Annotated in this window: 18 protein-coding genes and 1 pseudogene; 8 read left to right on the top strand and 11 right to left on the bottom strand. The window is 64.0% G+C overall.

All coding sequences use genetic code 11. The annotated features are described in order from the left end of the window. Positions 1 to 22: 22 nt before the first annotated feature. Positions 23 to 409: a hypothetical protein gene (locus P9273_RS28335; protein WP_278051752.1), complete on the top strand. Its 387-nt coding sequence runs from the start codon at positions 23 to 25 to the stop codon at positions 407 to 409. 22 nt (positions 410 to 431) lie between these two features. On the opposite strand, the gene P9273_RS28330 is transcribed toward P9273_RS28335, so the two are convergent. Beyond that, a complete protein-coding gene (locus P9273_RS28330) occupies positions 432 to 1,727 on the bottom strand; it encodes an amidase (RefSeq protein ID WP_278051751.1) in 1,296 nt (431 codons plus the stop codon). A 118-nt stretch (positions 1,728 to 1,845) separates the two neighbouring features. On the opposite strand from P9273_RS28330, the gene P9273_RS28325 reads away from it, so the two are divergent. After that, on the top strand, positions 1,846 to 2,193 hold the full coding sequence (locus P9273_RS28325; protein ID WP_278051750.1) for a GFA family protein: 348 nt from the start codon (positions 1,846 to 1,848) through the stop codon (positions 2,191 to 2,193). A gap of 59 nt (positions 2,194 to 2,252) precedes the next feature. Here the strand turns inward: P9273_RS28325 and P9273_RS28320 are convergent, their stop codons facing one another. Continuing rightward, positions 2,253 to 3,161 carry an SDR family oxidoreductase gene (locus P9273_RS28320; RefSeq protein ID WP_278051749.1) on the bottom strand — a complete coding sequence of 303 codons (909 nt, stop codon included), beginning with the start codon at positions 3,159 to 3,161 and terminating at the stop codon, positions 2,253 to 2,255. A 95-nt stretch (positions 3,162 to 3,256) separates the two neighbouring features. Here P9273_RS28320 and P9273_RS28315 point away from each other — a divergent pair, with 95 nt between their 5' ends. Then, entirely contained in the window at positions 3,257 to 3,838 is a 582-nt protein-coding gene (locus P9273_RS28315; RefSeq protein WP_278051748.1) for a TetR/AcrR family transcriptional regulator, read from the top strand. A gap of 40 nt (positions 3,839 to 3,878) precedes the next feature. Here P9273_RS28315 and P9273_RS28310 read toward each other — a convergent pair. Continuing rightward, positions 3,879 to 5,095 (bottom strand): annotated as a pseudogene (locus tag P9273_RS28310) (MFS transporter). A 91-nt stretch (positions 5,096 to 5,186) separates the two neighbouring features. On the opposite strand from P9273_RS28310, the gene P9273_RS28305 reads away from it, so the two are divergent. Together P9273_RS28305 and P9273_RS28300 are read left to right on the top strand one after the other, a co-directional pair. Continuing rightward, a complete protein-coding gene (locus P9273_RS28305; protein WP_278051747.1) occupies positions 5,187 to 6,155 on the top strand; it encodes an AraC family transcriptional regulator in 969 nt (322 codons plus the stop codon). A gap of 101 nt (positions 6,156 to 6,256) precedes the next feature. After that, the gene (locus P9273_RS28300; protein ID WP_041003773.1) at positions 6,257 to 6,688 is read left to right on the top strand and encodes a DUF4437 domain-containing protein; all 432 of its coding nucleotides are present in this window, start codon (positions 6,257 to 6,259) and stop codon (positions 6,686 to 6,688) included. A gap of 19 nt (positions 6,689 to 6,707) precedes the next feature. Here P9273_RS28300 and P9273_RS28295 read toward each other — a convergent pair whose 3' ends face one another. The 7 genes from P9273_RS28295 to P9273_RS28265 all read right to left on the bottom strand — a co-directional run bounded on the left by P9273_RS28295 (position 6,708) and on the right by P9273_RS28265 (position 13,421). Next, complete coding sequence (locus P9273_RS28295) at positions 6,708 to 7,805, bottom strand: ABC transporter ATP-binding protein (protein WP_278051746.1); 1,098 nt, start codon at positions 7,803 to 7,805, stop codon at positions 6,708 to 6,710. Then, the gene (locus P9273_RS28290) at positions 7,805 to 8,911 is read right to left on the bottom strand and encodes an ABC transporter ATP-binding protein (RefSeq protein WP_278051745.1); all 1,107 of its coding nucleotides are present in this window, start codon (positions 8,909 to 8,911) and stop codon (positions 7,805 to 7,807) included. Before P9273_RS28290 ends, P9273_RS28295 begins: the two co-directional genes overlap by 1 nt. Next, the gene (locus tag P9273_RS28285) at positions 8,908 to 9,129 is read right to left on the bottom strand and encodes a hypothetical protein (protein ID WP_278051744.1); all 222 of its coding nucleotides are present in this window, start codon (positions 9,127 to 9,129) and stop codon (positions 8,908 to 8,910) included. Before P9273_RS28285 ends, P9273_RS28290 begins: the two co-directional genes overlap by 4 nt. After that, entirely contained in the window at positions 9,126 to 10,082 is a 957-nt protein-coding gene (locus tag P9273_RS28280) for a carbohydrate ABC transporter permease (protein ID WP_278051743.1), read from the bottom strand. Before P9273_RS28280 ends, P9273_RS28285 begins: the two co-directional genes overlap by 4 nt. A 3-nt stretch (positions 10,083 to 10,085) precedes the next feature. Next, positions 10,086 to 10,991, bottom strand: coding sequence for a carbohydrate ABC transporter permease (locus P9273_RS28275; protein WP_041003710.1), 906 nt, complete (start codon positions 10,989 to 10,991; stop codon positions 10,086 to 10,088). Positions 10,992 to 11,058: 67 nt separating this feature from the next. Further along, positions 11,059 to 12,375, bottom strand: a complete 1,317-nt coding sequence (locus tag P9273_RS28270; RefSeq protein WP_041003712.1) for an ABC transporter substrate-binding protein — start codon at positions 12,373 to 12,375, stop codon at positions 11,059 to 11,061. A 353-nt stretch (positions 12,376 to 12,728) separates the two neighbouring features. Continuing rightward, positions 12,729 to 13,421 (bottom strand): TetR/AcrR family transcriptional regulator, encoded by a 693-nt coding sequence (locus tag P9273_RS28265; RefSeq protein ID WP_278051741.1) that lies wholly within the window; start codon positions 13,419 to 13,421, stop codon positions 12,729 to 12,731. 104 nt (positions 13,422 to 13,525) lie between these two features. Here P9273_RS28265 and P9273_RS28260 point away from each other — a divergent pair, with 104 nt between their 5' ends. Genes P9273_RS28260 through P9273_RS28250 form a run of 3 tightly spaced genes read left to right on the top strand, consistent with a single transcriptional unit; the run spans position 13,526 to position 16,058 of the window. Then, positions 13,526 to 14,722, top strand: coding sequence for a Tm-1-like ATP-binding domain-containing protein (locus P9273_RS28260; protein WP_278051740.1), 1,197 nt, complete (start codon positions 13,526 to 13,528; stop codon positions 14,720 to 14,722). Positions 14,723 to 14,734: 12 nt separating this feature from the next. Beyond that, the gene (locus tag P9273_RS28255; RefSeq protein WP_278051739.1) at positions 14,735 to 15,637 is read left to right on the top strand and encodes a phosphoenolpyruvate hydrolase family protein; all 903 of its coding nucleotides are present in this window, start codon (positions 14,735 to 14,737) and stop codon (positions 15,635 to 15,637) included. Positions 15,638 to 15,641: 4 nt separating this feature from the next. Beyond that, positions 15,642 to 16,058, top strand: coding sequence for a cupin domain-containing protein (locus tag P9273_RS28250; RefSeq protein ID WP_278051738.1), 417 nt, complete (start codon positions 15,642 to 15,644; stop codon positions 16,056 to 16,058). 174 nt (positions 16,059 to 16,232) lie between these two features. On the opposite strand, the gene P9273_RS28245 is transcribed toward P9273_RS28250, so the two are convergent. Further along, positions 16,233 to 17,426: a M24 family metallopeptidase gene (locus P9273_RS28245; RefSeq protein ID WP_278051736.1), complete on the bottom strand. Its 1,194-nt coding sequence runs from the start codon at positions 17,424 to 17,426 to the stop codon at positions 16,233 to 16,235. Between the last annotated feature and the right edge of the window lie 115 nt (positions 17,427 to 17,541).

Genomic DNA, 17,541 nt, shown 5'->3' with positions numbered 1-17,541 from the left:
TTTGGCGGCGACCTTCACCGTCATGGTCAAGCACCTCGCGGAAATCCTGGTTCCGATAGCCGGCATCTGCATCACCGCAACGGGCGCTCGAGCGGATCAAGGCAGCTATGTGCCCTGCGACAACGGCCTACGCTGCGTGATGGCACCGTGCCCTTCGAACAGCGTGCTCGACCTCGCCACAGGCAAGATCGTCAAAGGTGTGTGGATCGACGTTGACGGCCTGCCGCAGCAGGACAAGGCGCTCGATCTCCCGGATAAGCTCTATGCCGGCAAGGTCGTCGTCACAGGCACGATCGCAAACCGGCCGCATACCTTCAACGGCAAGCAGTACAGCCTGCCGACGCTGATCGCGACCGGTATCGAGCGCGCGGCAAAGGACAGCGAGCGCGCTCACTGCTCGGCGCGCTAAGGCTCGCGCCTCGCGGGCGCATTCAACCTGCAAGCAAAGCCTCAACGGCCGCCGCGATGGATAGAAGCCGGCGATCATCCCCATGCTTGCCCACCAGCATTAGCCCAGTCGGCAGTTTCGTGCCCGGCATCGGCAGCGAGATGGCGCAGAGATCGAACTGGTTGGCGACTTGGGTATTGCGCAAAAGCAGCCCTTCCGTCCTGTCGCGCAGCGCTTCGTCGCCGGCCATGGCGGCAATGGACGGCGCGACCATCGGCACGGTCGGCAGAGCCAGGAGATCGACCGCCTCCAGCCGTTCCGCCATGGCCGCCACGAGCTCGCCGCGGCGGCGGATCGTGCGGATATAGGTCGAGGCGGGAACGGTGAGCGCGCGCGACAATGGCCCGGTGACATGCGGATCGACCGGCATCGAGGCCCCGTTCGCCAGCCAATCGGCATGCACTTCGGCGCCTTCCATGGACGCGATCGTGCCGCGTTTGGTTGCAGCCCGCATCTCGGCGATGAGATCGTCGATGGACAAATCGTGAGCGCGGGCGCCGGCCTGCCCGATCCTGTCGATGCAGACCTCGAAAGCTCCGGTGACCTCCCCTTGCGTTTCGCCGAAAAGCACGCCCCGCGGAATGCCGATGCGCAAGCCGGCGAGCGGGACCGGCCTAAGGGCCGCCGGCTCTTCTCCGGCCATGATCGCGTCGGCAATGGCGCAATCGGCAACGCTGCGGGCAAGCGGGCCGATCGAATCCAGCGTCATCGACAGCGGAAAGGCGCCGGCCAAAGGCACACGCCGCGCCGTCGGCTTGAAGCCGACGACCCCGTTGAGCGAGGCGGGGATGCGCACCGAGCCGCCGGTGTCGGATCCGATCGAGATGTCGCTCGTGCCCTCGCCGACCGCAACGCCCGCTCCCGATGACGAGCCGCCCGGGATCAGGCCGGCGTCGGCGGCATTGCCCGGCGTGCCGTAATGCAGATTGTCGCCGATCGCGGTGAAGGCGAACTCGGTCATGTTGGTCTTGCCGAGGATGACGGCGCCGGCCTGGCGCAGCCTTTGCACGATCACCGCGTCTCGCGCGGCGGGTGCGGCGCCGGCGCGGATCAGCGACCCGGCCGTCGTCGGTTCGCCGGCGACATCGAAGAGGTCCTTGATCGAGACGATGCGTCCATCGAACGGGCCTAGGCTCACGCCGGCCTTGCGGCGGGCGTCGGACGCGTCGGCGGCTGCGCGCGCCGCCGCGGCATAGAGCTTGGTATAGACCTTCTCATCGGCCGCGCGATTGGCAAGACGTGACAGGATGTTTTCGAGGCGGTCGCGGATGGATTGCATTTTCGATGTCGGGCCTTGCAAAGTTGCAACGTCTTTAGGCACGGCCAGATGTTGGGCCGGCGCAAGAGATAAACCGGCAAGCGTGCCCTTGCACCCTGCCAGCGATGGGAAGATGCTGATGCTGTACAAAGGCAGCTGCCACTGCGGAAAAGTGGCGTTCGAGGTCAAGGGCGAGATCGGCGGCGTGGTGCGCTGCAACTGCTCGATCTGCCGGCGCAAGGGTGCCCTGTTATGGGCCGTGCCGCACGAAAAGCTCAATCTGGTCGCCTGGGGCGACGATCTCGGCCGCTACACCTTCGGCAAGGCTCAAATCGCGCATCGCTTCTGCCGGACCTGCGGCATTCATCCGTTTGCCGAGGATGTCAGCCAGGGCAATGAACGGTCCGCCTATATCAACATCAACTGCCTGAAAGATGTCGACATCGCGGGCATCGAAGTGTTCGAGTTCGACGGCCGCTCGGCCTGACGCTTTTGTCTTTACGCAGTTCGGACGGAAAAACGCTACGCACCTTTCCTGGAATTGCTCTATCGGTAACCGGTCGCATCGGCCGGCTTGCCGGCATCCTGAACTTCCGGGACGTAGCGCCAGGCCTCCGGGCGCGATCCGTCGAGATCGGTGAAGCCGTAGATCTGCGCCAGCCCACCGCTGGAAAGCGACTGGCCGTTCCAGCGCGAGCGCTGAGGATCCGAGGCGAGCGCCACGACCGCGCGGCCGACGAAGCGCGGCGTCTCGGATATGACGAAATGCGGCACATTGGCTGTTGCGTCGCGCCAGTTCTCTTCCCGCACGCCGAATGCCTCCAGCATCATCTCCGAGCGCAGCCAGCCCGGCGTCAGTGAGACGGATGTCGCGCCATGCCTTTCGAGGTCCTTGGCATGCGCCCACGCCATGCGGTTCACCGCCACCTTGGCGAGATCGTAGAAGGGCGACAGCCGGTAGTGCCCGGCATTGTATTCGGCCGTGCCGTCAGTGACTTCGACAAGCAACCCGCCCGGATGCTCGATCATCAGCGGCAACGCGTGATGCGCGGTGATCAGATGCGTATCGATTCCAAGCCGCAGCAGCCGCAGGCCGTTCTCCAGATTGTGTTCCCAGACCGACTTGTTCCATTCGAAGAGTTTTTCACCGCCCCAGACGTCATTGATTAGTATATCGAGACGGCCCTGCTCCTCGCGGATACGCGTCACAAGCTCCTGCACCTCTTCGGCGACCAGGTGATCGACCCGAACGGCAATGCCCTTGCCGCCCTGCGCGGTGACCAACTCCGCTGTCTCTTCAATGGTTTCGGGGCGCTGATAATCCGACTGCCGGGTGCGGGTCGTGCGGCCGGTAACATAGACGGTGGCGCCGGCCGCGCCCAGTTCGACCGCAATTCCGCGGCCCGCGCCGCGCGTTGCGCCGGCAACGAGCGCGACTTTCCCTTGAAGCGTCATTGGACCCTCCGAACTTGAACTGCGCACGAATGAGAGCTGGCATTTGGTGCGCCTCCCATTTATAAATGATCATTCGTTTATAAAAGAGAGTCAAGATGACCCGGCCAAAAACCCAGTCCGACGAGCAGGTGCTGGAAGCCGCCTACCGGCTGATGCATGCCGAGGGCCCGGAAGCGCTGACCTTCGAAAGGCTGGCGCGGGCCTGCGGCCTTTCAGGCTCGACGCTGGTGCAGCGTTTCAAGAACAAGGCGCTGCTGAAGCAGCGCACGCTGCTCTATGCCTGGGATGGTCTCGACCGAAAAACCGAGGAAGCGGCAGCATCGGTCCCCAAAACCCCCGCTGGCGCCGTCGAGCTACTAGTCGCTCTCTCGAGCGGCTATGGCAACATCGAATCCTATGCAGAAGGCCTGCTCGTCCTGCGCGAGGATCTGCGCGATCCAATGCTAAGGGCGCGCGGCGCCACTTGGAAGGCGGCGCTCGGCAGGATGCTTTCCGATTGCTTCGCCGGCGTCCGCGGCGTGCCGGACGATATCGGCCTGCTGATGGCAGCCCACTGGCAGGGTTCTCTGCTGTGGTGGAGCTTCGATTCCGACGACATGGAGCTCCCCGCCTATGTCGAGCATAGCCTGACGCGCTTCGTATCGGCGATCACGACAATATCGGCCCGGCGCTCATGAGAGCCGCCGGGCCGAAGCTTGAGAGAATGGCCGCGCTTGCCTACTCTGCGGCCTGCTTCGGCCCCATAAGGGAGGCCACAAGCGCTGCGAGCAACGTCGCCACGCCGCCATAGGCGAAGGCGCTCGCAACACCGGCATGGTCGACCAGCAGGCCGCCGACGATGGCGCCGAGCGCGATCGCCACTTGGAAGGTCGCGACCATCAGTCCGCCGGCGCTCTCGGCCTGGTCGGGCGCGGCGCGAACCAGCCAGGTCTGCAGGCCGACCGGCACGGCGCCGAAGGCCAAGCCCCAGGCGGTGACGGCGATCGCCGCCGTGATTGGCGAGGCACCGAACATGAGCAGCCCCGCCGCCGACAAGGCGATCAGCAGCGGCGCCAGGCCGACGGCCAGCTTCAGATTGCGTTCGGCCAGGAACGCGCCGGCGAAATTGCCGAAGAAGCCGCCAATGCCATAGGCGAGCAGCACCAGCGAGATGGTCTCGATCGGCATGACCGGGACCGTCTCCAGGAACGGCCGCACATAGGTGAAACCGGCGAACTGCCCGGACGCGACCAGCACCACCACCAGCAGGGCGATCCGGATCATCGGGCGCTTCAGCACCTCGACCAGTGTGCGGAAGCTCGCCACGGCCGTCGGCGCAGGCTGGGAAGCGTGGCAAGTTGCACCAGAAGCGCCAGCGCGCCGACGACCGCCGCGATCATGAAGGCCGTGCGCCAGCCCCAGATGTCGCCGACATAGGCGCCGACCGGAGCCGCCGTCACGGTGGCGACCGAGACACCGGTCAGGATGATCGACATGGCGCGCGGCATCAGCCGCATCGGCACCAGCCTGAGCGCCATGGCCGCCGACATCGACCAGAAGCCGCCGAGCGCGACGCCGAGCACGACGCGGGCAAGAAGCAGCATGGTGAGCGAGGAGGCGAAGGCGGCAACGAGATTGGAGACGATCAGAAGGACGGAGAGCGTCCACATCACAAGCCGGCGGTCGAGCCGCTTGGTGACGATCGCCATGGTCGGCGCGGCGATCGCGCCGACGACCGCCGTCGCCGTCACCGCCTGTCCGGCGGCACCTTCGCTGATGCCGAGGTCCTGCGCCAGTCGAGTCAACAGGCTGGCGGGCAGGAATTCGGCGGTCACGAGCCCGAAAACACCGAGCGCCAGCGAGACCACCGCGCCCCATGCAGGCTCACTTCGTTCTTCAGGTTCGGCTCTGTCGAGGACAGCGGCGTCGACGGCGCCTGTGGCGGGCTCGGACATGGCAAATCTCCGGTGAGTTGCAGCGCAACATTTGGACTGCGGTGCAACATAGGGAGTGACCATCTGGAGTTTCCATGCTACAAACCCCGAAATGAATTACAATTCGTCCAAATCCGCTTTAGAGACCTCGGGCGACCCGCTCACCGACATGCTGCGCGGATTGCGCCTGGACGGCGTCGACTATGGCCGCTGTGTGCTGGGCGAGCCCTGGGCTGTTTCCTTCCCGGCACAGAAGGCCGCGCGCTTCCATTTCATCGGGCAGCAGGGCTGCTGGCTTTTCACCCCGGCGAAGGAATGGACCCAGCTCTCGGTGGGCGACGCGCTGCTGATCCCGCGCGGCGACGCGCATGTGCTGGCGAGCGCGCCCGGCGTCCCGCCGGTGCCGATCGGCCGCTACACCATCGAGCCGGTGTGCGAGAACATCTACGACGTCTCGAACGGCTGCGACGGCTGCAAGACCTTGCTGTTCTGCGGCAGCATGCATTTCAACCTCGACGGCTCGCATCCGCTGCTCGAGATGATGCCTGGCCTCATGCAGGCGCATAAGCTGATGGCGAATGCGCCCGGCATCCAGCATCTGCTCGACGCGATGGCCGGCGAGGTGACGATGGACCGCGTCGGCTCCGGCGGCATTCTTGCCCGCCTGGCCGACGTGCTCGCCGCCACCATCATCCGCTCCTGGGTGGAGAATGGGTGCGGCGATGCCACCGGATGGATCGCCGCCGTGCGCAACCCGGATGTCGGCAAAGTGCTTGCCGCCATTCATCTGCAGCCGGAGCGCGACTGGACGGTCGAAGCACTGGCCAGGATGATGGGCGCCTCGCGCTCCGCCTTCGCGCAGCGCTTCGCCACCGTGGTCGGCGAGACGCCCGCTAAATATGTGCTGCGCGTGCGCATGCATCAGGCGCGGCAATGGCTTGCCCGCGACGGCATGCGGGTTTCGGTCACCGCCTCGCGACTGGGCTACGATTCGGAGGCCTCCTTCAGCCGCGCCTTCAAGCGGGTGATGGGCGTGGCGCCGAGCCATTTCCGCAATGCCGGCGCGGAGGAGCAATCCTGACATCCGGCAGGCGGCTGCTGGAGGAATTGCCAAATCTTTTGGACGACGCGCCATTCCCCGCCGACCGAGGCCGCCTAAGGTGGTTGGCGGAGGAAATCGCCGTGCCCAATCATCTCGCACCGCTTGCGCTTGCCGCGCTCGCCATTCTGCCGAGCCGGGCTTTCGCGCTCGAAGACAGCTATTTGCCGGCCGACAAGATCCCTTATGCCGTCGAGGCGCCGGGCCAGCCGCAGCGCCTTGGCCCGCTATGGGGAGAGCGGGCGAAAGGGCCCGCGGGCACGCTGCTGAAAGTCCCCGGCAATTGGCGCGCGCCCGTCCATGCCCATACCGCCGACTATCGCGCCGTGGTCATCAAAGGTCTCTGGGCGCACTGGCAGATGCAGGGCGGCGAAGCCACCAAGGTCGAGTTGCCGCCGGGCTCCTACTGGACCCAGAAGGCCGACGAGATGCATGACGATGCCTGTCTCTCGGACACCGAATGCGTGATCCTGCTGATCAACGACACGCCTTACGAGACCTATCTGCCGAAATAGGGCTGCGGCCAGCCGGCCGCTATCCGGCGTGCCGCAGGCTGACGCCGCTGCCCTTGTCGAACATCACCACCTTGTCCGGGTTCCAGGCAAAGCGCACCGGCTGCTCGATCGCAACATCGGTCCTGGCCGGCACGGTCGCCCGCAGCATCGTGTCGCCGACCCTGAGCGTCAGGATCTTCTCCACGCCGTGGTTCTCGACATCGTGGACGCGTGCCTCGACGGGCGCGTCGCTCTCCAGATAGACGTCCTCCGGACGGATGCCGAAGACGAGCGGGCGACCGTCGGCCGCGCCGCTCGTCCTGCCCCCGCCAAAAGTCTTGGCCCCAAGCGGCAGTTCGAAATTCACCGGCGCCATCACGGCGCGGTCGTTGACCAGCCTGCCGTCGATGAGGTTCATCGGCGGCGAGCCGACGAAGCTCGCGACATAGGTGTCGCGCGGATTGTTGTAGATCTCGTGCGGCGTGCCGGTCTGCACGATGCGGCCATGGTTGAGCACGCCGACCTTGTCGCCCATCGACATGGCCTCGATCTGGTCATGCGTGACGAACAGGAACGTGGCGCCGAGCTGCATCTGCAGGTTCTTCAATTCCGTGCGCAGCGCCTCGCGCAGCTTGGCGTCGAGCGCAGATAGCGGCTCGTCCATCAGGAACACGCGCGGCTTGCGCACGATCGCGCGGCCGATCGAGACGCGCTGCATCTCGCCGCCGGAAAGTCGGTCGGTCTTGCGATCCAGAAGATGCTCGATCCTGAGCGTGCGGGCGGCGCGCGCGACGCGGTCCTTGATCTCTGCATCCGGCAGCCGGCGGATTTTCGGCTTCAGCGGAAATTCGAGGTTCTGCCGCACCGTGTAGCGCGGATAGAGCGAATATTGCTGCAGCACCAGCGCCACGTCGCGCTCGGCCGCGCCCCAGTCGGCGACGTCGACGCCGTCGATGAAGACCTGGCCCTCGTTCGGCTTCTCCAGCCCCGCGATCAGGCGCAGCGTCGTTGTCTTGCCGGCGCCGGTCTCGCCAAGCAGCACGAAGAACTCGCCGTCGGCGATCTCCAGGTTGAGGCCGGTCAGCGCAGTATGACTGCCGAACTTTTTGGTGATGTTCTTCAGTTCGATATGGGCCATTACAGCCTTACTCCCAGCGACTTGCCGCTTGCCGTGTCGAAGAAATGCGCCTGCTCTGGATCGATGCGGGCATGGACCTTCTCGCCCGGACCGGAAACGTAGCCGGCCTTGGTGCGGGCCCGCAGCATCTTGGAGCCGACCTTGAGGTCGACAATGTCGAAGGATCCCAGCGGCTCGATGATCTGCGCCTCGACCGGCATGTAGCCGGGCGCGGCATCGTGCCGAACGAGAACTCCTTCCGGACGGATGCCGAGCGTCAGGCCGCCATTGGTGGCGTGGCCGTTGAGCTTGGACAGCAGCGCACGCGGAAATTCGAAACCTTTGGCCGCGCCGCCGAGCGTGACGCTCGCGGCGCCGGCCTCATCGGCGACGCTGGCCTCGGCGACGTTCATCACCGGGCTGCCGACGAATTGGGCCACGAACAGGTTGGCCGGATGCGAGTAGACCTCGTCAGGCGTGCCGACCTGCTGGATAAAGCCTTCATGCATGATGACGATGCGGTCGGCGAGGCTCATCGCCTCGATCTGGTCGTGAGTGACGTAGATCGTGGTCGAGCCCTGCTTGATGTGCAGCCGCTTTATCTCGGCCCGCATTTCCTCGCGCAGTTTGGCGTCCAGCGCACCGATCGGCTCGTCCATCAGCATCGCCTTCGGCCGTCGCACCAGCGCGCGGCCGATCGCCACCCGCTGCATGTCGCCGCCCGAGAGCGCCGACGGCTTCTTGTCGAGGAGGTCGGTGATACGCAGCACCCGCGCGATCTCGCGCACCGACGTGTCGACCTCGCCGCTGCTCATACGTGTGGCGCGCAGCGGAAAGGCGATGTTCTCGAAAACCGTCATGTGCGGATAGAGCGAGAAGGACTGGAACACCATCGCGATGTCTCGATCGGCCGCCTTGAGGTGCTGCACGGCCTTGCCGTCGATCAGTATGTCGCCTTGGTCGATCGTCTCCAGCCCGGCTATGGCGCGCAGGGTTGTCGTCTTGCCGCAGCCCGACTGTCCAAGCAGCACGATGAATTCGTTGTCGGCGATGGCGAGGTTGAGGTTGTGGATGACCTGGACGGCGCCGAAGAATTTCTCGATGCCGCGAAGTTCGATCTGCGTCACTGCCGGGCTCCCTCATGCATCGCGGCGCCGGTTTCCTCACCCTGCTCCGGCGCAATTTTGGACGTGATGTTGAAGCCGATCAGCCCGATCAGGATGATCGTTACGCCATAGGAATGCAGGCTAAGGCTCCACGGTTGGCAGAGCGCGACAATGCCGAGCACCATGAGGATCTGCGACGCCGGCAAAAGGTACTTCTCGTTGACCGCGCGAAAGCTCATTTGCGAATCGCTCCGAAAGTCACGCCGCGAAGCAGGTGGTTGCGCAGCAGGAAGGTGAAGATCGCGACCGGCAGCAGGAACAGGAAGGTACCTGCCGCGATCGTCGTCCAGTCCGGCAGGCCCGAGCCGATCTGGCTGGGGATGAACGGCGGTGCCGTCTGGGCCCGCCGGTTGGTCATGATCAGCGCGAAGGCGTACTCGTTCCAGGCGGTGATGAAGCAGAACACGGCAGTGGCGGCGATGCCGGTCGCGGCTTCCGGCAGCACGATCTTGAAGAAGGCCTGCATGCGCGTGTAGCCGTCGACGAGTGCCGCCTCCTCATACTCTTTCGGGATCTCGTCCATGAAGCCCTTCATCAACCAGACCGAGAAGGACAGGTTGAAGGCGACATAGAGGATGATCAGCCCGATATGCGAGTCATTGAGGCCGACCGCCCGGTACATCAGGAACATCGGGATCGCGACCACGACCGGCGGCAGCATGCGTGTCGACAGGATGAAGAAGAGAAGATCCGCCTCGCCGGCGATCTTGAAGCGCGAGAAGCCGTAGGCGGTGAAGGTCCCCATCCCGACGGCGAGCACCGTGCTGATGACCGCCACGATCAGGCTGTTCATGAACCGGTCGGGATATTGCGATAGCTGGACGTCCTTGCCGACCTTCAGCACCCGCTCGCCGCCGTCATAGATGCGCTTTTCCCACCAGGGCGCGGCTTCGTAGGCTTTCGGGTCGACTGTCTTTTGCATCTGCACGCGCTTGGTGAAGAGCCGGACGAATGGCGTCACCTCGGGTTCGAAGAGGACGGTGGGCGGCACGCTGACGGCGAGTTCCTTCGGCTTGAACGCCGTCGAGGCAATCCAATAGATCGGCGCCAGGAAAATCAGCGTGGCTATCAGCACCGCGGCGATGGCGATGCGGTTGAAGGCGACCTCGGAAGAAGTGCGGACGGCGGCCATCTGTCAGCGCTCCTTCACCTTGTTGAGATACTTCACGTAGAGATTGGTGATGGCCAGCACCATGATCAGCACGATGTAGGCCAGCGCGCAGGATTTGCCGGTGTCCCACTGCTGGAACGCCTGCTTGTAGAGCCGGATCGCAATGAGCTCGGCAGTCGGTTGGGTCGTCATCGTGTAGGCGATGTCGAACGTCTTGAAGGCTTCCATGGTGCGGAAGATCAGCGCGATAAGCAGGATCGGCGAGACCAGCGGCAGCGTGATGCGGGTGAAGGTGTACCACCAGCCGGCGCGGTCGATCGCGGCGGCTTCATAGAGATGCTGCGGCACGGCAGACAGGCCGGCAAGCGACAGCAGCATGACGAAGGGCGACCACATCCAGATATCGGTGATCGCGACCGCGTAGAGGGCGCTGTCGGGATTGGAGAGCCAGGCGAAGTCGCCGAGGCCGAAGACGTAGTTGATGGGTCCCCAGGAGGGGCTGTAGAGCAGTTGCCAGAACAGGCCGACGACCGCCGCCGACATCATCATTGGCAACAGCAGCAAGGTCGTGATGAGACCCTTCATCGGAAAGCTGCGATTGAGCAGAAGCGCGAGGCCGAAGCCCACGATCATCTGTCCGGCTACCGAAACGATCACGTATTTCGCCGTGATGACGAAGTTCGACCAGATGTGGTCGTCGCTGAGCAGCTCGCGATAATTCTGCAAGCCGACGAACTGCCAGGGCTCGCTGCGGTTGGCGGCGAAGTTGGTGAAGGAATAGCCAAGCGAATAGATCAGCGGAAAAATGTTGAAGACGATCAGAAAAGCCAGCGTCGGGATGATGAACATGTTGCGGATGGTCAGATCCGACCAGCCGCGCGCGGCGGCCCTGGACGCAGGATCAAGATGTGTGAGGGCTACCGAAGCCAACGGTCGTTCTCCCTGAAAACAGAAATGCCGGAGGGGAAACCCTCCTCCGGCATTCTGACTGCGATGCTTACTTGTAGCGATTGTATTTGGTGAAAGTCGCCTTCCAGTCGGCGGCGGTCTTGTCGAGCGCTTCCTGGGCGGTGCCCTTGCCGCCGACCACGAACGGATAGATGTTCTGGTTCAGCTGATCGAGCACTTCGGCATATTCAGGCGTCGCCCAGAAGTCCTTGACCATGAACATCGTGTCGTAGAACGCCTTGTTGTAGGGCGTGGCATTCTGGAACGCTTCCGACTTCAGCACGGCCTGGCTGCAGGTATAGCCGCCGAGCTCGGCCCACTTCTTCTGCGTCTCGTCCTTGATGAACCACTCCAGGAACTTCATCGCCTCGTCCTTGTTCTTCGAGTACGAGATGACGGAGATGCCCTGGCCGCCGAGAGCGGCGAAGCGCTTGCCGTCGGGGCCGGCTGGATTTGCGAAGAAGCCGGTCACGTCGGCATAGGGATTGGTGGCCTTGTTCACCAGCGGCGGGAAGAAGGCGAAGAAGTTCATGCTCATCGCGGCAAGGCCGCCGGTGATGGCCTGGTTGTCTTCGACGAAGAAGGTCTTGCCCCAGCCGGGAGGCGTGAACTTGTAGAGCTCCTTGTACATTTCGAGGCCGGCTACGGCCTCCTTCGAATTGGTAATGCCGTCGACCTTGTAGGTCGCGTAGTCGCCGAGATCGCCGCCATAGCTGAAGATCGCGCTTTCGACGCCCATCGCCATCGCATCATAGGAATTGTCGGTATAGATGGCGACGCCGTAGCGCTTCTGGTCGGGACGGTGGAAGAACTCGGCGATGTCGCGCAGTTGCGCATAGGTCTTGGGCACGTCGAGATCGTAGCCGTATTTTGCCTTGAAGGCTTCCTTCTCCTTCGGGTCCTCGAACCAGTCCTTGCGGTAGGACCAGCCAATCGCGTCGCCTTCCAGCGGAATCGCCCAGTACTTGCCGGAACCGCCGGGATATTCGGCATAATATTTGATGGTCGCGGGAGCCATCACATCGCCGAGCTTGTGCTGGTTGAAGAAGTCGGTCAGGTCGACATAGTGGCCCTGCGTCGAGCCGGCGCCGAGCCATTGCGAGTCGCCGACCACCATGTCGTAAGCGTCGCCATGTGCGTTGAATTCGGTGAAGGCCTTGGTCTGGAAATCCGGCCACGGCGTGGTCTGTACCGTTACCTTGACGCCGGTCTCGGCCGTGTAGTCATTGACGAGTTCCTGCAGATAGTTCGCCGGATCCCATTCCGCCCAGAAGATGGTGAGTTCCTTGTCCTGCGCGCGGACGGATGTCCCGCAGGCAAGCGCCAGCCCGATACCAGCAATCACGCTGGTCACTATCTTGCGCATAGTTTTCCTCCCTTGTGCGCCTTCTACCGTAACATGCGGGCCGGCAGCGTGGTCGGCCCTGGCAGTTCCTCCCGTGATGGCACTTTCCGGTTTTGGGCCTCCTCGCCCTGCCGGAAAAATGGATCGCAGCCTGCGCTTTCAATCCACTTTATGCGTCCTGATCTGGTATTACCAATTCAAGAGGGACGTCAAGCTCTTTCTTGTAGCGTCGAAAGCCGTCCGACAAGTCGTTCGTAGCGATATCTCTCTGTTTTATCTTATTTTCCCTACTCCTTGATAGCTGAAGGCCTTGTCTTCCGCGATGCATCACCGCTATCATTGGCAGACGGCTTCTCAATCTGGTCGAACCAGATTTAGGATTTCCCCATCTCAGGCGAAACTGAAACGCCAGGCGCTTTCGCTCCCGATTCGGCCACTGCTGCCCGCACCAGCGCCCCTGCCGCCCAATCGGCGACCGACATCATGTCACGGCTGTCCAACCCCCATATGTCCTTCAGCACGATCAGCACTTCGACGCCGAATATCAACGACAGCGCCTGGGCGAGACGCGTGAACTGGCGCGGCTTCAGTTTGCCCTTGAGTGGCGAGATCGCGTCCTTCAGCAAATCGACGCGATGGCCGCGCGTGAAGGCCGGCTCGGTGCCCAGCGTGCCGGCCTGCCGCTGCGCCCACTGGTCGAGCGAAAGCTTGAGCGCTGCCTTGAACGTCGCTTCGAAGGCTTCGATGCGCGGCATGGCGCTGGCGAACAGCTCCGCGACGCGCCGCTCCGGGTCCTTCGATTTCGACTTCCAGGTGAGGATCGGTCCGAGCCCCTCGTCGACGACCGCCGCCACCAGTGCGGCCTGGCTCGGGAAATAGCGGTAGGCGGTGGCGCGCGACACTTCCGCCGCCTCGGCGACCTCGCTGACGGACGGCGTCACACCGGACTGCATCAGGCGCGTCGCAGTCTCCAGCATCAGCCGCCTGGTCCGTGCGCGAGGCCCCTTCTCGGCTGTCGGCGCCTGCTCGGCATCATCAGAAGCGGCTTGTTGACGTGAGACATCCATATCAATACGATACGCGCGTCTCAAAAAATTGCAATGGTCCGCCGGGAGGGCCAGGCAGAAGCGGCGGGCGGCGATCCGACCATGCCGGACGACGGGGACCGCGGATGAAGCGCATCTATGTGGTCGGCACCGCCGACACCAAAGGTGAGGAACTCGCCTTCCTGGCCGATGCCGTCACTGCTGCCGGCGGCACGGTCGTCCGCGTCGATATCGGCACGCGCGGCGCGACCGTCCCGGTCGATATCTCCGCCAGCGAGGTCGCGGCGCATCATGCCAAGGGAGCCGGCGCTGTTCTCGGCACCGACGATCGCGGCGCCGCCGTTGCCGGCATGGCCGCCGCCTTCGCCAGTTTCATCCAGTCGCGCAATGATATCGCCGGCGTCATCGGCATCGGCGGTGGCGGCGGCACCTCGATCGTCACCGCCGGCATGCGCGCCCTGCCGCTCGGCCTGCCGAAGCTCATGGTCTCGACACTGGCCTCCGGCGACACCGCGCCTTACGTCGACGTTTCCGACATCATCATGATGCCGTCGGTCACCGATATGGCGGGACTGAACAGGCTCTCCCGTACGGTGCTGCACAATGCCGCCCAGGCCATCGCCGGCATGGCGGCGAAGCCGGCCGCAGCCGACGCCGGCAAGCCGGCGCTGGGGCTCACCATGTTCGGCGTCACCACGCCCTGCGTGACCGCGATCGTCGAGCGCTTACGCGCCGACTATGACTGCATGGTTTTCCACGCCACCGGCACCGGCGGCCGCTCGATGGAGAAGCTCGCCGACAGCGGTCTGCTGGCCGGCGTTCTCGACATCACCACGACCGAGATCTGCGATTTCCTGTTCGGCGGCGTGCTGCCGGCGACCGAGGATCGCTTCGGCGCGATCGTCCGCACGAAATTGCCCTATGTCGGCTCGGTCGGCGCACTCGACATGGTGAACTTCTGGGCGCCGCCGACCATCCCCGAACGCTATCGCGGACGATTGTTCTACGAGCACAATCCCAATGTCACGCTGATGCGCACCACCGCCGAGGAATGCCGCCGGATCGGCGAAAGGATCGGCGGCCGCCTCGCCCGATGCGACGGCCCGGTCCGTTTCCTGATCCCGGAAAAGGGCGTTTCGGCGCTCGATATCGAAGGCGGGCCCTTCTTCGACAAGGAGGCCGATGCGGCGCTGTTCGACGCCATCGAGCGCACGATAAAGCCGACGAAAGACCGCACCGTCACGCGCCTGCCGCTGCACATCAACGATCCCGCCTTCGCCAAGGTCGCGGCCGAGGCTTTTCTCGACATCGCCAGAAAGTGAGACACGACAAGCATGGCTGCTATCCCGCGCAAAACGATACTGGAAAGGTTCCGCAAGATGATCGCCGACGGCGTGCCGATCGTCGGCGGCGGCGCCGGCACCGGCCTGTCGGCCAAGGCCGAGGAAGCCGGCGGCATCGACCTGATCATCATCTACAATTCCGGCCGCTACCGCATGGCCGGGCGCGGCTCGGCCGCCGGTCTGCTGGCCTATGGCAACGCCAATGAGATCGTCAAGGAAATGGCCTGTGAAGTGCTGCCGGTGGTGAAGACGACCCCGGTGCTGGCCGGCGTCAACGGCACCGACCCCTTCGTCATCATGCCGCTGCTGTTGTCCGAGCTGAAGACCATGGGCTTTTCCGGCGTACAGAATTTTCCGACCGTCGGCCTGTTCGACGGCACCATGCGCCAGAGTTTCGAGGAGACCGGCATGGGCTTCGGCCTCGAGGTCGACATGATCGCCGAGGCGCACAAGCTCGACCTGCTGACCACGCCCTATGTCTTCAACCCTGACGAGGCGCGCGCAATGACGCAAGCCGGCGCCGATATCGTCGTCGCCCATATGGGGGTGACGACCGGCGGCTCGATCGGCGCCACCTCGGCCAAGACGCTCGACGCCTGCGTGAAGGAGATCGACGCCATAGCCGATGCCGCGCGCTCGGTGCGCAAGGACGTGATCCTGCTTTGCCATGGCGGGCCGATCTCGATGCCCGACGACGCGCGCTACATCCTCGAGCGCTGCGAGGGGCTGCACGGCTTCTATGGCGCGAGCTCGATGGAACGGCTGCCGGCGGAAGCGGCGATCGCCAGGCAGACGGCGGATTTCAAGGCGATCACGCTGGAGCATCGGACCCAAAGGTGGAAGCCGGTTTTGGGAAAATCCGATGCTCCGGTAAAAACGAAAAGGAAGGGATGAGGCAATGGCCGACAGGAGCAAGGTTTTCGTCTACCCGAAGGATGTCAGCGCGTTCGGCTTCGACTGGGGCAAGCTGTCACTCACCGTCGCGCCGGAAGTGAACGGCGCTGAGCGCTTTTCGGGCGGCGTCGTCGACCTGCCGCCGGGCAAGGGTCACACCCGCCACAACCACCCGGGCGCCGAGGAGATCATCTTCGTCATCTCCGGCAATGGCGAGCAGATGGTCGAGGACGAGAACGGCAATCCGGTCGTCGCCAAGGTCGGCCCCGGCTGCACCATCTACGTGCCGGAAAGCCGCTTTCACTCGACGCTCAACACCGGCGAGCAGCCGATGCAGCTTTTCGTCGTCTATTCGCCGGCCGGCCCGGAGCTCGCGTTGCGGGAGCTACCGGATTTCAGGTTGCTGCCGGCGGGCAAATAATCTTCAGCTTGCAGCCCCCTCATCCGGCCGCTTCGCGGCCACCTTCTCCCCGTCGGGGAGAAGAGGTTGGCGCTGGCGGTGGCAGGCTCCTCTCCCCTTGGGGAGAGGTCGGACTGCCCGAATTGCCATTCGCAATTCGGCTGGCAATCCGGGTGAGGGGGCGCGCCGTCGAGCCTAAGCTGCCGTCCCACCCCGGTTCCACCCGCGCCCGCGATCGCCGAACATCACATAGCCGGTGTCGGTCACCGCGACCGTGTCCTCCAGCTTGATGAAGCCGCGGGTCGGGTGGAGCATCGTCGTCTCGACCGAAAGCACCATGTTCCTTTCCAGCGGCTTTGCCGCATAGGTGCCTTCATAGGCGACCGGATGGTTGGTCATCAGGAACGGCGCCTCATGCGTGATCAGCCCCATGCCGTGGGCGAAGAAATCCGTATAGGCCGCGACCTTCGAAGCCTTCAGCACGCTTTCCGCATGCGCGATCATGTCGCCGCCCAGCGTGCCGGCCTTGACCTTGGAGAAGGCCGCCTGCTGCACCGCCTCCACCTCAGCCAGCAGATCCTCCAACTCGGCATCCGGCTCGCCGAGCACGCCCATGCGGCAGAGGTCGCCGATATAGCCGTGATAGTTGCCGCCGGAATCGATCGACATCACCTCGCCCTTCTTCCACGCCTGGCTGGACGCCGCGCGGTTGTGGCTGGAGCCCAGCGTCAGCAGGCAATATTCGAAATGCGCGCCACGATTGGTTTCCTCGCGCCTTAGCTGCTCGATAATGTCGGTCTTGCTCGTGCCCTCGCGCGCCCAGGCGATCGTCGCCAGCATGGAATCGGTGATCAGCTCGGAAGCGACGCGCAACTTCTCGAGCTCGGCCTCGGTCTTGATAGCGCGCATATTCTCCAGCATGCCGGTCGCATCGATGAGCTTCGCGTCCGGCAGCGCCTTGCGGACCAACATATAGGCGTCGGACGGCAGGAACGCCGGCTCGATGCCGATGCGGGCGCCTGCTTTGCCGATCTTCTGCAAATGCTCCACCGCGAGATTCGCGGCGTCGAGCGTGCCCCAGCAGGCGGCATGCAAGGTCGGTGTCCAGAACGGATGGTTCTGATGCTCGCCGCCTTCCATCTTGTTGCCGATATAGGCGGCGTGTTCCGGCCCGCTTTTTTCGTAGAGCACGATCGGCAAATAGCGGCTGTGGCCGATCGCATCCATCGCCGCGAAGAAGATGAATTTATAGCCGCCGAGCAGATATTGGGTGTTGTGCTTGGAGGTGGCGAAGAGCACGTCGATGCCGGCCTCTTCCATCAGCCGGTCCACCCGCGCCTGGTCGAACGGTACGCTGCTGACCTCGGTTTTGCCCGAAGCGATGTTCATCTGCCTCTCCCTGTTTTTAACGGCCGCAAGGGCGCCGAACGTCATGATTTATGGCTGTCAGCCAAATCTGCATCAATTTGGCCACTCTGGTCCAGCCAGAATCGATCACTTTCAA

Source organism: Mesorhizobium sp. WSM4935, assembly GCF_029625735.1.
GTDB lineage: Bacteria > Pseudomonadota > Alphaproteobacteria > Rhizobiales > Rhizobiaceae > Mesorhizobium.
The sequence above is the reverse complement of the archived record's forward strand: the minus strand, read 5'-3'. Positions and strand labels throughout refer to the sequence as shown.

Bases quoted from the DNA above. Each gene is read 5' to 3' on its own strand.
- P9273_RS28255 (WP_278051739.1), top strand. From the start codon at position 14,735: ATGGCTGCTATCCCGCGCAAAACGATACTGGAAAGGTTCCGCAAGATG.
- P9273_RS28260 (WP_278051740.1), top strand. From the start codon at position 13,526: ATGAAGCGCATCTATGTGGTCGGCACCGCCGACACCAAAGGTGAGGAA.
- P9273_RS28280 (WP_278051743.1), bottom strand. From the start codon at position 10,082: ATGGCCGCCGTCCGCACTTCTTCCGAGGTCGCCTTCAACCGCATCGCC.
- P9273_RS28295 (WP_278051746.1), bottom strand. From the start codon at position 7,805: ATGGCCCATATCGAACTGAAGAACATCACCAAAAAGTTCGGCAGTCAT.
- P9273_RS28325 (WP_278051750.1), top strand. From the start codon at position 1,846: ATGCTGTACAAAGGCAGCTGCCACTGCGGAAAAGTGGCGTTCGAGGTC.
- P9273_RS28335 (WP_278051752.1), top strand. From the start codon at position 23: ATGGTCAAGCACCTCGCGGAAATCCTGGTTCCGATAGCCGGCATCTGC.
- P9273_RS28245 (WP_278051736.1), bottom strand. From the start codon at position 17,426: ATGAACATCGCTTCGGGCAAAACCGAGGTCAGCAGCGTACCGTTCGAC.
- P9273_RS28320 (WP_278051749.1), bottom strand. From the start codon at position 3,161: ATGACGCTTCAAGGGAAAGTCGCGCTCGTTGCCGGCGCAACGCGCGGC.
- P9273_RS28270 (WP_041003712.1), bottom strand. From the start codon at position 12,375: ATGCGCAAGATAGTGACCAGCGTGATTGCTGGTATCGGGCTGGCGCTT.
- P9273_RS28250 (WP_278051738.1), top strand. From the start codon at position 15,642: ATGGCCGACAGGAGCAAGGTTTTCGTCTACCCGAAGGATGTCAGCGCG.
- P9273_RS28315 (WP_278051748.1), top strand. From the start codon at position 3,257: ATGACCCGGCCAAAAACCCAGTCCGACGAGCAGGTGCTGGAAGCCGCC.
- P9273_RS28330 (WP_278051751.1), bottom strand. From the start codon at position 1,727: ATGCAATCCATCCGCGACCGCCTCGAAAACATCCTGTCACGTCTTGCC.
- P9273_RS28285 (WP_278051744.1), bottom strand. From the start codon at position 9,129: ATGAGCTTTCGCGCGGTCAACGAGAAGTACCTTTTGCCGGCGTCGCAG.
- P9273_RS28265 (WP_278051741.1), bottom strand. From the start codon at position 13,421: ATGGATGTCTCACGTCAACAAGCCGCTTCTGATGATGCCGAGCAGGCG.
- P9273_RS28305 (WP_278051747.1), top strand. From the start codon at position 5,187: ATGAATTACAATTCGTCCAAATCCGCTTTAGAGACCTCGGGCGACCCG.